Below are 14,929 nucleotides of genomic sequence, written 5' to 3'. Positions count from 1 at the left end.
GTGGTGAGCGTTGGCCGGGTGGCGGGCCCTGTCGCCGATGACGACGAGCCGATGCATCGCCAGCGGATTCGTTCACCGTCGGTCGATTGACGAAAGAGCAGATGGAGATCCGTTATCGATCTCCAGTGCCGATCCTGCGACATATTTAGCGGTTGAGGGGGAGAGCGTGACAGTCGATTCAAAGCGCGCGGATTCTCGTTCCACGCCGAACATCTGTTTCACCGCCCTCACTATGGTGCGCGGCGAGAGCGATATCGTGTGGTCGTCGCTGCTTCACCATGCGCGACTGGGGTTCCAGCGTCTGATCGTGATCAGTTATCTGGAACATGACTTCCTGCGTCAGTGTATCGACAAGTTGCGTCGCGATTTCCCTGCGGTGGAAGTCGACCTCGTCGAGCTCGAAAGCCAGGGGCACTTCGGGCGGCGCAAGGCCTTCTACGTCAATCGGGCGCTGTCGCTGTTCATCGACCCCAAGAAGGAGAACTACGTCTACTGCTTCGATGCCGACGAGTTCCTGTCGTTGGGAAGTCATGCCTCGATCGGCGACTTCTTCGCCGCCTTCCTGGCCGGCCTGCCCGCCGGTGCGCGAGAGGGCGCGGTCGGGGAGTGCTTTGCGCTGCCGTGGCTGAACCTGATCCCCCAACGCCGCCACTACGCGGAGCGGGATCTGAGCGGGCAGTTTCTCGACGGGGACTATCTCTGCGTCGATACCCGCCAGAACAGCCGCCACAAGGTGCTGTTCCGCAAGCGTTCCGGTACGCGGGTTCACATGGCCTATCACCAGGCTTTCGCCGGCGAGAAGGATGTTCCGGTACTGCCGGATCCCGAGACGCTGAAGTTCGTCGAGGCCAGCGGGGCGTGCGTCTATCACGTGCCGTTGCGCAGCCCGGATCAGTTCCGGGCGCGCCTGGAAGGGCCCATGCGGCGCGTGATGATCCAGACCGGCTCGGGCCAGTCTCCCGCCCATGCCGAATTGCCTTTCGATATTGCCGATGCGCTGTTTTCGGCGTGTACCGCCAGCCAGCCAAGATTTGCAAGTCTCGCCGAAGCTGCAGACGTCTTCGGTGAAGCCATTACCGATAGAAAGATTCGGGCCATCACTCGATTCATTTACCGCCATCGAGTGGACGTCGGCCCGGTCCTGAGTTCGGCGAAATAGTCGCCGAGTTCGTGTTGCCTGGGAAACTTACGCCGATGATTTCACGTACTACTGCCAATCAAGCCCGTTATCGCTTCGCCATCGTCGCCATCGTCAAGAACGAGCGGCCCTATCTGGCCGAGTGGATCGCCTATCACCGCCTGATCGGCTTCGAGCATTTCTACATTGCCGACCATGGCAGCACCGATGGTACCGATCTGCTGCTGGCGAAGTGGCAACGCCAGGGACTGGTCACCGTGCGGCAGTGGGAGCCTGAGGAGAAGGCGCAGACGCTGTGGTACCAGCATGTGCTGGAGCATCACGGGCGGGAGGCCACCTACATGGCGTTCCTGGATGTCGACGAATTCCTGGTGCACCCGAACTGTGACCGTCCGCTGGAATGGCTGGCGCCGACCCTGGCCTCCCATGATGTGGGCGCCGTGGCGATCAACTGGCGGATCTTCGGCTCGTCGGGCATGCGCTTTCGCCAGCCCGGCGGTGTCCTGGAGCGCTTCCGCCTGGCGAGCGACAGCGAGCGCGTCGTCAATTGTCACGTAAAGTCGATCGTCAAACCGTCGCTGGTGCTGTCAATGACCGCGCATACGGCGGAGCTCAAGCCCGGCTATCGCTATCTCACCGCCAACGGTCAGCAAGCGGATTTCCTGGAAGGCAAGGTGAAATCCGGCCGTACCGAGCGCGTGGTCGACACCCCGCTGAAAATCTACCACTACAACATCAAATCGTACGAAGAGTTCGTCGATACCAAGATGACGCGCGGCCGCGCCAACCTGGGGCCGGCGCACTCCCGCGATCTGGACTATTTCCGCAACCACGACATGAACGAGGTGAGCGTTCGCTTCTCGCCCGAGCTGTTGAGCCGGGTGCGTCAGGCCAGCTGTGAGCTGCTGCCGGAAATGGTCGCGCCCCGGCGCCAGCCCTGCTTCTTCGTTCACATTCCCAAGACCGCGGGAACCAGCTTCCGGCTAGGGGCCAGGGCGCACCTCGGCGAGGACCAGGTCTGGCACGACTACGGGGAAAAGCAGCGCGAAACCGCCCCCATGGTGGTGCGCTGGGTCTACGAACGGCGCGACGTCTGGCGGCTCTGGCAGATTCTCTCCGAACAGAATGTACAGCTGCTGGGTGGGCACGTTCGGTTGGATAAATATGCCCATCTGGCGGGCATGCGCCACTGCTTTTCGTTCGTGCGCGACCCCTTGCAGCGGCTGGCGTCCGAATATCACCACTTCGTGCGCCACCACGGCTACCAGGATTCGTTCTCAGCGTTCTATCGGCGTCACGACATGATCAATCGCCAGAGCCGATTTCTGGAGTCGACGCGGCTCGAGGCACTGGGATTTATCGGGTTGACGGAACGGTACGCGGAATCGCTGGCGATCCTGAACGATCTCTACGGCTGGCAGATACCCGGCATGGCCGAAAACCTGGGGCACGCCTCCGTCGATCACGTCTACGACATCGATCTGGCCGACGAGCTGGCCTTGCGGGAGCTGAACGCGGAGGACTTCCAGCTCTATCGGGAGAGCCAGCGGCTCTTCGAGCTGCGGCTGGGGCTTTTCCGGCAGGGTCGGCCGTTCGTGCATGGGGCGATTCAGCAGTGCGTGGCCGACAAGGTGGTGGGATGGGCGTGGTGGGCCACCGATGACAGCCCGGTCGAGATCGAGGTCTGGGTCAACGATCGCAAGGTCGGCCGCACGCTGGCCAATGCGCTGCGCCCCGGCATGCTGCGCTGGGGCGCGCCGCGGGGCGCCTACGTGGGTTTCCATCTGCCGTTGGAAGCCGTGCCCGGCGACATCGTCGACTGCCGCGTGACCCTGACCCAACAGTCCCTGGGTCGGCACCGCGTGCATCGAACCGCTTCCCTTCAGCCCGTGCTGGAACCTTGAGGGATACGCCATGCAGACTTCTCTGTCGCCGGTATCGGACGCCAAGCACTGGATGTTCTGGCGTGGCCTGAATCGCACCACGCGGATCGTCTGTCACCCACGCCTGAAGCCGCTCTACCATCTCGAGCGGCTGACGCAGGAAGAGGCGGACACGGCTCGCCAGTACGTCTGGCGTTCGACGGGCAACGACCCCCAGTTCGCCTGGAAGCGCCATCTGCCGATGCCCGGCTGGAACATGCTCGAAGTCACGATTCGGCATGACCAGCCGAGCGGGGCGGTGCGGTTGTACGTCGATACGGGGCGAGGCTTCAACGAGGCGGAGAGCTTCTACCTGACGCTCAAGCCGGGACGGACCGCCAAGCGGCTCTGTTACATCGGCGCGGGTGTCCGGGCGATTCGGTTCGACCCGCTGGAAACCGAGGGGTGCTTCGCCGTCGAGCATCTGAGACTGGTCTGGCTGAGCCCGTGGTTTGCCTACGACCGCCTGGCCCAGCGCCTGGCCAATCTGCACGGCCAGTGGCTCGAGACTCCCAAGACCGACATTCTGCCGCAGCTGAAGCAGCGTGCCAGAGAGCAGAACGTCCATTGGCGAGCGCTTGCCCTTCGGCAGTACGAGGAGACGTTCGTCCGGCTGTGCCCGCGCAAGAGCTATCGGCAGTGGCTGGCACAGCAGCCCGTGCTGTCCGCCGAGCAGATGGCGCACCAGCTGGCGGCATTTTCCTATCGGCCGCTGATCTCGATTCTGCTGCCGACCTATGACCCGGCGCCCGAAGACCTCGAACGTTGTATCGAATCGGTCCTGGCGCAGCGCTATCCGCACTGGCAGCTGTGTATCGCCGACGATGCCTCCACCGATCCGCGAATCCGGGAAACGCTTTCCCGTTACGCCGAGCGGGATTCGCGCATCGACGTAGTGTTTCGACCGACCAATGGCCATATCTGTGCGGCGAGCAACAGCGCGCTGGCACGTGCCCGGGGCGAGTACGTGGCACTGCTGGATCATGATGACCGGCTGGTACCGGAGGCGCTCTATCACGTCGTCGAGACGCTGCAGGAGCAACCGCAGGCAGAGCTGCTCTACAGCGACGAGGACAAGGTCGATGGGTTCGACGAGCGTTACGATCCCCACTTCAAGCCGGCCTGGAACCCGGATCTGTTGCTGGGCCAGAACTATATCTCCCATCTCGGCGTTTATCGGACGTCGAGAGTGCGGGCCATCGGCGGTTTCCGCCAGGGCTTCGAGGGCAGCCAGGATCACGACCTGACCCTGCGATTCTGCGCTGGGCTCGCGGTGGATCGAATCGTCAGGATCCCCAGGGTGCTTTATCACTGGCACGCCGGCCAGGGCTCGACGGCAGCCGCGGCCGTGGAGAAGCGCTATACCGCCGGCGCCGGTCTGCGTGCGGTGCAGGATCATCTGGACCGGCATACCGCGGGGGCGCGCGCCGAGCCGGGCAAGTATCCCAATACTTATCGGATTCGCTGGCCGCTTCCCGACCCGGCGCCGCTGGTGAGTCTGCTCATTCCGACGCGCGACCAGGTGTCGATCCTGCGGCCTTGTGTCGAGGCACTGCTCGAACGCACACGCTATTCGCGGCTGGAAGTGCTGATTCTCGACAACGGCTCCACCTGCCGCGAGACCCTGGCCTTCCTGGACGAGATCGCCAGGGATGCGCGAGTTCGCGTGCTGTCGTGGCCATACCCGTTCAACTACTCGGCGATCAACAATTTCGGCGCTCGTCACGCGCGCGGCGACATCCTGGGGCTGATCAACAACGACATCGAACCGATCAACGAGGATTGGCTGGAGGAGATGGTAAGCCAGGCCTGTCGCGAGGAGATCGGCTGCGTCGGTGCCAAGCTCTACTACCCCGACGGCACGGTCCAGCACGGCGGGGTGCTGCTGGGTGTGGGCGGTGTCGCGGGTCATGCGCACAAGTATTTCTCGCGCCACGAACCCGGTTATTTCAGCCGGCTGCATCTCGTCCAGAACTTTTCCGCCGTGACAGCGGCGTGTCTGGTGGTACGCAAGTCGCTATTCGATGCCGTCGGCGGGCTGGACGAAGAGAACCTGGCGGTCGCGTTCAACGACGTCGATTTCTGCCTCAAGGTGCAGGAAGCGGGATACCGCAATCTATGGACGCCGTTTGCCGAACTCTACCACCACGAGTCCGTCTCCCGGGGCGCCGACGATACCAGTGCCAAGCGCCTGCGAGCGACCCGGGAGGCGGATTACATGCGTCGCCGGTGGCGTCATCGGCTGTTCGACGATCCGGCCTACCACCCCAGCCTGACACTGACTTACGAGGACTTTTCGCTGCGTTGAACCGTCGCGAAAGGAATGACAATCCAGCCTACGAGGGGACTGATCATGAACTATCCGCGCTGGGTGGTTTTGAGTGATGGAACCTGCCCGACCGAAGATATCTACTTCCTGAAATCGGTGGCACCGTGGCTGCAATCACGTGGCATCGAGGTCAAGCGTATCGACACCAGCTACTGGCGGCTGCCGGTCATGTGCATGCCGTGGCTGGTGGGCGAGCTGCGCAATGCCCATATCCTCGTCTGCCGATCTCTCAACGGCGCCTGGATCTCGTGGCTGGAAGACAACCGGCACCGCGTGGCCACCATTCGCTATCTGATCGACGACGATATCGATGCCGCCGCGCTGGACGAAAAGCTGCCGGAAACCTACCGGCGGCGCATGGCGCACGTGTCGTCCCACGTGCAGCCGCGCCTGCTGGCGATCGCCGACGAAGTGATCGCCTGCTGCGAGCCGTTGGCGAAGCACTTCAGCCGGCGCCACGATTCGGTCTCGCTGCTGGCGCCATCGCTGATCGCGCCGATGCCCACCCACGATCATTTCATCCAGTCGGCGCCGCGCGTCGGGTTCCATGGCTCGCGTGCCCACCTGGCCGATCTCGAGAACATCACGCCGGCCCTGGTCGATATTCACGAACGCAACAAGGCGTTGATGTTCGAGATCATGCTGGGAGGCTTTTCGCCGGTCTCGCTGCGGGGGCTGCAGCGGGTACGCACTCCCAAGCCGCTAGGCTGGCGGGCCTTCCAGCGCTATCGCGACCGGCAGCGCATGCATATCAGCCTGACGCCGATGCGCGATACCCCATTCAATGCCGGCAAGACCTACATCAAGTTTCTGGATAACGCCGCGATGGGCAGCGTGGGGCTCTACAGCGCCCGCTCTCCTTACCGTGAAATCGTCTCGCAAGGCGAAGACGGCTTGCTGGTCGAGGATACCCCCGAGGCTTGGCGTTCGGCGATGCAGCAGTTGATCGACGATCCGGCCGGTGCGCGACTCATGGCGCAGAACGCGGCCCGCAAGGCGCTCGATATCGGCAATCCGGAGAAGGCCCGAGCCTTCTGGTGGGTGAGACGCTGACGCTGCGTTGTGAGGCAGAAATCACCGGCCCGATCCCGTTCGGATGATGACGGCAAACGTTCCCGATCTGCGTCGCCTCCGGGCGACGAGAACCTTTGACATTGACAGGAAACTTCACGATGAAACTTGAATTTACCGCCATCACGATGGTTCGGGGAGAAGAAGACGTCGTCTTCGCTTCCTGCCTGCACCACCTGCGACTGGGATTCGACCGGCTCATCGTGCTTAGCCATATCGAGCATGATTTTCTACGGGACTGTGTCGCCGAGCTGCGAGAACGCTATCCGGAAAAAGAGGTGGCCTTCGTCGAGATCGAGGACGAGCAGGGCTTCTCCAGGCGCAAGGCAGACTATATCAACGGCGCGCTGGAGCTCTATCTGAAGAAGGATTGCTACAACGTCGTTTACGGCTTCGATGCCGACGAGTTCCTGACTTTCAAGAAAGGCCTGACGGTCAAGGATTTCTATGCGGCGTTCGCGCAGCGTTTTCCGGGCGAGGAGAACCTCAAGCGCTTCTACTTCCGGTTGCCGTGGATCAACGTCATCTGTCAGGAATCCATTGCCTATCAGGAAGATCTCGAAGGCAAGCTGCTGGAAGCCGAGTACTGGTCGCTGGGCGAGCAGGCTTCCGATACCAAGGCGCTGTTCGTCTATCGCCAGTCTCATCGGCTCCACATGGGCTATCACTGGTTGATGGCGAAACAGGATGGCACGGTGCTGGAGCCCGAGCCCGAGATCATGGATTTCGCCCGGGAGTGGGAGGCCTGCATCTATCATCTTCCGCTGCGCAGCGTGGAGCAGTTCTTCGCCAGGATCGGCAACTACGTTTCCAGCGCCGCGAAGCAGGAGAAGCACAACCGCCTGAGCCAGTTCTTCATAGATAACCCGCACATCAACCGGCAGCACTTCTTCGAGATGTGTATCGCCCCCGAGCCGAGCTACCCGAGTTATGAGGCGCTCAAGCAGGACATGGGGCCGGCCATCGAGGAGATGGTGCTGATGGCGTTCACCAAATTGATGGTGAAGCCCCGCATCGATATCGGACGGGCGCTGGTGCCAGCCAACCAGTAGACCGAACTTTCCACGGGGAAGCGTAGCGGCCAGGTGGCATCCACCTGGCCGCTTTCCGTTTCAGGCCCTTGCGATCGAGCCGGGCCTGGCGTCATTGGTGCGGCAGCGCGGTTCGCGCTGAAACGGCAACAGGCGCAGGCGCTAGGAGGCGACCGGGAGGCGGGAATCCCAGAGCAGGCGCTCGATGGGGGAGACGTTCTCGGTCAGGTGGGATACCGCATTGATCACCGCCAGATCGATACCTTCGCGGCTGAAGAAGCCCCCGTTGATCTGGGTCGCGTGAATGACGACCCTGGCAAAACTTCGGAACAGCCGCTTGTCCGGACCGATCGGATGACGCCAGAAGTCGTCGAGCGAGCTGGGCGAGGTGAGCCCGGGCATGCGGTAGATGGCATTGCCGAGCGCGAGCGTGGGGCATTCGCTTTCGAGCGCCATGAGCCCTTCGCTGCCGTTGATCGTTACCAGGCCTGAGGCGTGATCAATCAGCGTGCTCAGGTTGCCGCCGGGCAGGAAGACCAGGCGATCGCCGATATCGGTTTCCACGGCCAGCTTGCGCAGGCGGCGCCGGTGGCCGGGCATGTCGTCGGCCGGGCCGACGATTGCCAGACGTGTACGCTCCGGGGCAAAGCGGGCAAAGGAATCGACGACTTGCTCCACGGCTTTCCACCCGCTGGCGTAGGACGAATGGAAGCGAGTCCGACGGTCATCGTCGGGCTGCAGCGGGAAGAGATAGAACGGTCGGCCGTCATCGAGCAGCGCCCGGCAACGGCTGGCGGCCTGACGCCGGCCGAGAAGCCGTCTCGTGCCTCCGCGGTAGCTCACGTCCCGGGGCAGTTCGGCTTGGCCGCGGGTGTGCCAGAACATCAACGGGTTGGCGAGCTGTGCCAGACGATAGCCGGCATCATGGACGGCGCGCATGGCAAACGGCTGCGGGAAGGGGCGGGGTGGCAAGGCCCGAGGGAGGGTCGGGCCGACGCTGTGATACCACTCCGGGTCCTTCGGCAGCAGCGAATGGCCATGGGCGCCTTCACGTTCCAGCGTGACCCAGTAGGGCTGGAAGTAGCCCGATTCCAGGACATGATTGCGTATGCCGCGCCGGCGTGCCGCGGGCATCACCGCCTTGTGGGCGGGGCGGCAGTCGTCGAAGGCGATCTGGTCGGTAATGTCGTGGCGTCGCCATAGATCGGTGACGAATTCCCCCAGCATGGGCCAGGGATCTCGAAAGGTCTCCGTCGACTTGCCATGCCACCCGGCCTGGTCGCCGGTGCTGAAGTTGACCTTGACGACCTTGTGGCCATCGTCACTGAGCCGCTGCCCGAGCTGATGGAAAAACGGGGAGCGGGGCCCTTGAAGGAACAGGAAGGCTCGCCTCGCCGGAAACATCATGTCGATCCCTGTCTGTGTCGGACGCTTTGGCGACTCTGCGATGATGCGGGAATCGGCCGTCGTCGACATCGTGGTTGGGAATATGCCTTCAGGATGCATCCGGGAGAGGAATCATGGGCATTGGTGGCGTCGACCCGCCGGTCGGAGGCGTACTGCCGACGGCGTGCCGGCGCCGCCGCCCGGCTCCGGAAGATGCAGGCACGTCTCGACTGTAGCGCGGCCTGGCTTGCCTGCCATGCCGCGTTTTCGTGAATCGGGCGGTGGTTTACATCGTATTGGAAAGATGAGGCTTCTCAGCCCGTCAAGGTCGTCTGGCAAGTCAAGGCCGTCTGGCAGGAGAAGTTGACAGCGAGGTTGACGATGGCGCTGACGACGGGGTTGACGGCGAGACTGATGAAGATGGCGGCAGGGAGGCCAGCAGGGCGCCGATGGTCGGATCGTGGAAGAACGCCACCAACTGCGCACTGCGAGTGGCGCCGATGCCGGCGTACGTCTGCCAGCCCTGTTCGGAACGATCTCGCAAGGCGGCGAGTGGCGCTGCCAAGGCGGCTCGACGCACTTCATCCGGTATCGACGGCAGGCCGAGGGCGATGAGCCATCGCGTCCGATCCCTCCTTTCGGCGGCACGGAAGGCGTCGATCCACTGCCGGGCGCGGGCTTCCCCGACGCCAGGCAGCGTTTGCAACTGCTCCGCACGCAACTGCCGCCAATCCAGCAGATCATCGACCAGGCCGGCATCGACCAGCGCAGCCCAGCTGGCAGGGCCGATGCCGCTCATGTCCAGGCCATCCTCGCTGCCGAGCCATGCCAGGCGGGCCAGAAACTGTTCGCGACAGCCGGGCATCAATGTCAGGCAGGAGAGCGCATCGTAGCGTTCGGCATCGGGAAGCGTCAGCGCCTGGCGCGGCGTTGCCGGGATGACCACGCGTTCGATCTGGGGAATGGTCGCGCCAGCGAGCGAGAGCGATACCTGATCGCCGGGGCGAACGTCCAGTTCCTGCCAATGCGCCAGCGACCCCAGGCTCACCGAACTGACCTCCCGATCGTCGAGCAGGACGGGATCGAGCTGGGCGATGGGCGTGAGGCGTCCGGTGCGGCCGATCGAAACGTCGATCGCTTCGACCACGGCCAGCGTCTGCGCCGCCGGGTATTTCCAGGCGATAGCCCAGCTCGGCGGCGCTGCCTGCCAGCGCGCCCCGGGAGGCCTGTGGCTGCGCTTGATGACGACACCATCGGAGGCGAACGGCAGCGGGGCGTGATACCAGCGGTCGCGCCACTGCACGACTTCCGATAGCTGCGAGACCGTTCGGGTGTATCTGGCCGTGTCGCCAAAGCCGAGATCGGCCAGTTGCTGGAGCCGACGTTCGCCGCTGGCAGGGCCATCCGGCCAGGCCCAGGCAAAAAAGCCGATGTCACGAGCTGCCTCCGCGGACAGCTCGTGTCGGTTCAGCAGCCCGGCCACCTCGGAGCGCGCGGAGACGCCGCCATCCCGGGCCTGTACGTGACCGGGAAGACGAAGATAGAGCTCTCCCTGCAAGGTGACCGGTTCGTCGGTCGGCAGGTGCTGGGGAAGGCTCTCGATCTGCCTGACCTGACGCGTCCAGTCCTGGCCTGTTTCTCCGTCGCCACGACTGATGGCGGTCTCGAGCTCGCCATTCCGGTACACGAGCGACACGGCAACGCCGTCTACCTTGGGCTGGATCCAAAGCGTCTGGTCCGACTGCCTGGCAAGCCATTCGCCGACGGCCTGGCGATCGGGCAGCTTGTCGAGTCCGGTCTGGGCGAAGGGATGTTCGAGCTCGTCCCGGGAGGAAGCCGGCGTAGGCTGGCGGGATGGCTCGGCGGCAGGATCGAGACCGAGGGGTTTGAGATCGAGGGGTTTAAGACAGTCTCGCCAGCGTTGCCAGCGGCGTTTGGCTTCGTCGTAGACGCCATCGTCAACGAGACGCTCGCCACGCTGATAATACGCCTCGTCCCATGCTTCGAGCTGCCGGGCCAGCGTGGTCAGGGCGTCTTGCTGCCGTGGTCGTGTCGCCCCCGGCGGGCATGATGGGTTTGCTGTGGTGGCGTGACGAGCCGTCTGGTCATCGTCGTCATGAATCGTGTCGGCCTGAACCGTGTCGTCATGAACCGTATCGGCCTGAATCGGGTCGTCATGAGCCGGGTCGGCCTGGGCAAGCCCGGCCAGCCCCAGCCAGACGAGGGCCGCGGCCCGGATCAATATCGCAATCATGGCATCGCTCTCTCGGGTCTTTTAAACGTACAACGACCGGCCGGCGATTTTCTGAATACCGAGAGTTCGGGTTTCGAACCATTAATGCCGTGAGTTGCCACGACCGATTGATCAAAAAAGCCCCGCGAATGTCTTCGCGAGGCTTCGGTCAGGCTGGAGATCGAGCGCCGGCAGCTACGGGTCGGCGTTCCGGCGACGGGCCGGAGCGCCGCCGATCATCCGTTGGACTTCAACTGAATGTAGTCCAGCAGGATCTGGGAGGTTTCCTGCAGTTCGGCGCGATCGGTCGGGTTGGCGTCTTCGGCATTGGCATCGTCCTTGCCGCTGCCGCTGCCGCTGCCGCTGTCGCTGCTCTGGTCGCTGGTGTCGGTCTGGTCGTTGCTTGACGTCTCGTCCTGTTCGCGGGCATCGGTCCAGTGATCGAGCGGTTCCATGCCCAGCGCCCTACGACGCTGGTTCTCGAGCGCCAGCTGCTCGGTCTCCTGGGCATCCATCTCGCGCTGACGCTGCTCCTTGTTGAGGCTGATGCTGGTCTGTTGATCGCGCAGCCGCTTGCTCAACTGAGCCTGCTTCTCCAGGTAGACGAAGTCCGGGTCGTTGGCGATGCGCTGCTCGTGGCGATCCTGCAGCGCTTCCAGGTAGCGCCACGGCTCACCGTAAAGACGATACTGCACCGGGCGGACGCGATCCCAGGGGAGGGCGTTGTCGAGGGCGCTTTCGCCGATCTCGTCGGGGTCGATCAGACTCGGGAACAGGATGTCCGGCTCGACACCGCGATGCTGCGTGCTTTCGCCGGAAATGCGATAGAACTTGGCGCGGGTCAGCTTGATCTGGCCGTGGCTCAGGTCGGTCAGTGTCTGGACGGTGCCCTTGCCGAACGTGCGGCTGCCGACCACCAGGCCGCGACCGTAATCCTGGATCGCGCCGGCGAAGATCTCCGAGGCGGAAGCGGAAAGCCGGTTGACCAGCACCGCCAGCGGACCTTCGTAGGCCACCCCGGCGTCGGTATCGCCGTAGAGATTGATGCGTCCGCCGGCATCGCGGACCTGTACGGTGGGGCCCCGGTCGATGAACAGGCCGATCATCGAGTTGGCTTCCTGGAGCGCGCCGCCGCCGTCATTGCGCAGATCGAGCACGATGCCTTCGACGTTCTGCGCCTTGAGCTTGTCGATCTCCTTGGCCACGTCCCGGGTGGTGCTGCGGTAGTCGGACTCGCCCGCCTGCCAGGCGTCGAAGTCGACGTAGAATGCCGGCACGGTGATGATGCCGATCTTGTGCGTCGTGCCGTCACGCTGGATCTCTTCCACCCGGCTATGGGCGGCCTGATCCTCGAGCTTGACGGTATCTCGCGTGATCCGGATGGTGTGCGTGCGGGTCACGTCGACGGCCTTGGCCGGGATGATGTCGAGTCGCACCGTCGAGCCTTTCGGGCCACGAATCAGGTCGACCACTTCATCGAGACGCATGCCGACCACGTTGACCATGTCGCCGTCTTCGTTCTGGCCGACGGCAACAATGCGATCCGCCGGTTGCAGTGCCCCGGCCTTGTCGGCGGGGCCGCCGGGTACCAGGCTCGATACCTTGACGTACTCGCCGTCGCTCTGCAGCAGCGCGCCGATCCCTTCCAGCGAGAGGCGCATCTGGATATCGAAGGATTCGCTCTGCTGCGGGGAAAAGTATTCGGTATGCGGGTCGATCGTGCCGGTGACCGCTGCCATCAACAGCACGAGCACGTCTTCGGCGTTGGTCTGGCGCACGCGATTGAGCTGATTGGCGTAGCGGTCGTGGAGCGTCTTCTGGATCTCCTCGGGAGATTGGTCGCTCAAGAAAAGCGTCAGGGCGGCGTTCTCCAGCCGTTTGTTCCAGAGCTCGTCGAGCGCTCCCTCGCTGCCCGCCCAAGGAGAGTCTTCCCGGTCGAGCGCCAGGCGCTCGTTGCTGGTGTAGGCGTAGTCGACGCCTTGATCGACCTTGTCTACCAGCCACTGGAGCCGGGCTTCCACGCGATCCTGATAGTGTGAATAGAATGCATAGACGCGGTCCAGAGCACCGGACTTGACGGCATCATCGAGTGACGTTTCCAGGTCGCTGAAATTGTCGACGTCTCGTTGCAGCAGATAAGCGCGCTGATCGTCCAGCACGTCCAGCAGACGTTGAAAGGCTCGCTTCGACCAATCGTCGTCGAGATCGACGTCGGCGTAGTGGCCATATTGCAGTGACTCGGCGACCTCGCTTGCCGCCTGACGCTGATCGTCCGTTGGGGTGGGACCGGCTAGCGCCGTGACGCTCCATGCCAGCAATAGCAAACACATGGCCGCGTACCGAGCGGCGGCAGTCAGGGTCATCAATGAAGCACTCCCGGTTTCCTGTACACTCTCTATTCCCTAGAAGACCACCGGATCCATGAATCTTTTTCAGGTCCGGGACCCATTGTAGCAGTCAGTCCGCGTGACTACAGACCGACATCCGAGGAAACCCATGTCAGAACACGCCGCCGACAAGGCTCTCGAAGATCGCTTGCTCGATTTCCTCCAGCGCTCGCCTTCTCCCTGGCACGCCACCGCCAACCTCGTGACACGGCTGGAGGCGGCAGGATATCGGCCCCTCAAGGAAACTGACAGCTGGAAGTTAACACGAGGCGACAAATATTACGTGACGCGTAACGATAGTGCCTTGATCGCGTTCCAGTTGCCGGCTTCGCCGCTCGAGGCGATGCGCATGGTCGGCGCTCATACGGATAGCCCGGCGCTGCGGCTCAAGCCGCAACCGGCGATCGTCAACAAGGGCTGGCTGCAGTTGGGTGTCCAGGTCTATGGCGGTGCGTTGCTGTCGCCGTGGTTCGATCGCGACCTGGGGATCGCCGGTCGGGTTCACGTTCGCCGAACCGATGGCCGTCTGCAAGGGGTTTTGCTCAATATGGGTGAGCCAGTGGCGATCATCCCCAGCCTGGCGATCCATATGGATCGCGAAGCCAACAACGGTCGTGTCCTTAATGCGCAGACGCAGATGGCACCGCTGCTGATGCAGGGCGGCGATGCGCCGGATTTCGATCACCTGCTCAAACAGTGGATCGAGCGCGAGCACGCCATCGAGGTGGCGGACATCGTCGACTTCGAGCTGGGCTTCTACGACGTCCAGCCGCCGGCTCGGGTCGGCATCAACAGGGAAATGATCGCCAGCGCGCGACTCGACAACCTGCTTTCCTGCTTCATCGGTGTCGAAGCGCTGTTGGCTGCCGATGGCCAGCAGGGCGCGCTGTTCGTGGCCAATGATCATGAGGAAGTCGGCAGTGCCAGTGCCTGTGGCGCCCAGGGGCCGTTTCTGGCCGACGTGCTGCGCCGCGTGAACGCGGCACTCGGCGAGCCCGGCGACGAAGGGTTCGTACGGTTGATCCAGCGCTCCCTGATGATCTCCTGCGACAACGCCCACGCCGTGCACCCCAACTTCGCCGACAAGCACGACGCCAATCATGGGCCGTCGCTCAACGCCGGGCCGGTGATCAAGGTCAACGCCAGCCAGCGTTACGCCACCAACAGCGCCACGGCGGCACTGTTCCAGGATATCTGCCGTGAAGCCGACGTGCCGGTGCAGCAGTTCGTGACCCGCGCGGACATGGGCTGCGGCAGCACCATCGGCCCGATCACCGCCACCGAGCTTGGCGTGCCGACCATCGACGTGGGCGTGCCGCAGTTCGGCATGCACTCGATTCGCGAGACGGCCGGTACGCGCGATCCGCAATATCTGGTCCGGGCGTTGACCACGTTCTTCAATCGAGCCGACCTGATGACCGGTTGAGTCTCG

The 14,929-nt window shown here is 63.4% G+C and carries 9 protein-coding genes; 6 read left to right on the top strand and 3 right to left on the bottom strand.

The features are described 5' to 3' along the window. Positions 1 to 166: 166 nt before the first annotated feature. The 5 genes from R3F72_RS06830 (at position 167) to R3F72_RS06810 (ending at position 7,512) form a co-directional block, all read left to right on the top strand. On the top strand, positions 167 to 1,159 hold the full coding sequence (locus R3F72_RS06830; RefSeq protein ID WP_179208958.1) for a glycosyltransferase family 2 protein: 993 nt from the start codon (positions 167 to 169) through the stop codon (positions 1,157 to 1,159). A 35-nt stretch (positions 1,160 to 1,194) separates the two neighbouring features. Then, positions 1,195 to 3,042 carry a glycosyltransferase family 2 protein gene (locus tag R3F72_RS06825; RefSeq protein ID WP_332779263.1) on the top strand — a complete coding sequence of 616 codons (1,848 nt, stop codon included), beginning with the start codon at positions 1,195 to 1,197 and terminating at the stop codon, positions 3,040 to 3,042. Positions 3,043 to 3,052: 10 nt separating this feature from the next. After that, positions 3,053 to 5,368 (top strand): glycosyltransferase family 2 protein, encoded by a 2,316-nt coding sequence (locus R3F72_RS06820; RefSeq protein WP_332779262.1) that lies wholly within the window; start codon positions 3,053 to 3,055, stop codon positions 5,366 to 5,368. 45 nt (positions 5,369 to 5,413) lie between these two features. Continuing rightward, positions 5,414 to 6,442 (top strand): glycosyltransferase, encoded by a 1,029-nt coding sequence (locus R3F72_RS06815; RefSeq protein ID WP_332779261.1) that lies wholly within the window; start codon positions 5,414 to 5,416, stop codon positions 6,440 to 6,442. Positions 6,443 to 6,561: 119 nt separating this feature from the next. Further along, positions 6,562 to 7,512: a glycosyltransferase family 2 protein gene (locus R3F72_RS06810; protein WP_332779260.1), complete on the top strand. Its 951-nt coding sequence runs from the start codon at positions 6,562 to 6,564 to the stop codon at positions 7,510 to 7,512. A 141-nt stretch (positions 7,513 to 7,653) separates the two neighbouring features. Here R3F72_RS06810 and R3F72_RS06805 read toward each other — a convergent pair whose 3' ends face one another. The 3 genes from R3F72_RS06805 to R3F72_RS06795 form a co-directional block, all read right to left on the bottom strand. Next, complete coding sequence (locus R3F72_RS06805; RefSeq protein ID WP_332779259.1) at positions 7,654 to 8,898, bottom strand: capsular polysaccharide export protein, LipB/KpsS family; 1,245 nt, start codon at positions 8,896 to 8,898, stop codon at positions 7,654 to 7,656. Positions 8,899 to 9,217: 319 nt separating this feature from the next. Beyond that, entirely contained in the window at positions 9,218 to 11,131 is a 1,914-nt protein-coding gene (gene ligB / locus R3F72_RS06800; RefSeq protein ID WP_332779258.1) for an NAD-dependent DNA ligase LigB, read from the bottom strand. A gap of 215 nt (positions 11,132 to 11,346) precedes the next feature. Beyond that, entirely contained in the window at positions 11,347 to 13,473 is a 2,127-nt protein-coding gene (locus R3F72_RS06795) for a carboxy terminal-processing peptidase (protein WP_332779257.1), read from the bottom strand. 133 nt (positions 13,474 to 13,606) lie between these two features. Here R3F72_RS06795 and R3F72_RS06790 point away from each other — a divergent pair, with 133 nt between their 5' ends. After that, the gene (locus R3F72_RS06790; RefSeq protein ID WP_303854656.1) at positions 13,607 to 14,923 is read left to right on the top strand and encodes a M18 family aminopeptidase; all 1,317 of its coding nucleotides are present in this window, start codon (positions 13,607 to 13,609) and stop codon (positions 14,921 to 14,923) included. The last annotated feature ends 6 nt before the right edge of the window (positions 14,924 to 14,929 follow it).

Source organism: Salinicola sp. 4072, assembly GCF_036663415.1.
In the GTDB taxonomy this organism is placed as follows: domain Bacteria; phylum Pseudomonadota; class Gammaproteobacteria; order Pseudomonadales; family Halomonadaceae; genus Salinicola; species Salinicola salarius_A.
Note: the sequence above shows the minus strand (reverse complement) of the source record. Positions and strands in the feature narration are given on the sequence as shown.

Excerpts from the sequence above, each read along its gene's own strand:
- R3F72_RS06820 (WP_332779262.1), top strand. The coding sequence starts at position 3,053 with ATGCAGACTTCTCTGTCGCCGGTATCGGACGCCAAGCACTGGATGTTC.
- R3F72_RS06795 (WP_332779257.1), bottom strand. The coding sequence starts at position 13,473 with ATGACCCTGACTGCCGCCGCTCGGTACGCGGCCATGTGTTTGCTATTG.
- R3F72_RS06815 (WP_332779261.1), top strand. The coding sequence starts at position 5,414 with ATGAACTATCCGCGCTGGGTGGTTTTGAGTGATGGAACCTGCCCGACC.
- R3F72_RS06825 (WP_332779263.1), top strand. The coding sequence starts at position 1,195 with ATGATTTCACGTACTACTGCCAATCAAGCCCGTTATCGCTTCGCCATC.
- R3F72_RS06805 (WP_332779259.1), bottom strand. The coding sequence starts at position 8,898 with ATGATGTTTCCGGCGAGGCGAGCCTTCCTGTTCCTTCAAGGGCCCCGC.
- R3F72_RS06810 (WP_332779260.1), top strand. The coding sequence starts at position 6,562 with ATGAAACTTGAATTTACCGCCATCACGATGGTTCGGGGAGAAGAAGAC.
- R3F72_RS06790 (WP_303854656.1), top strand. The coding sequence starts at position 13,607 with ATGTCAGAACACGCCGCCGACAAGGCTCTCGAAGATCGCTTGCTCGAT.
- ligB (WP_332779258.1), bottom strand. The coding sequence starts at position 11,131 with ATGATTGCGATATTGATCCGGGCCGCGGCCCTCGTCTGGCTGGGGCTG.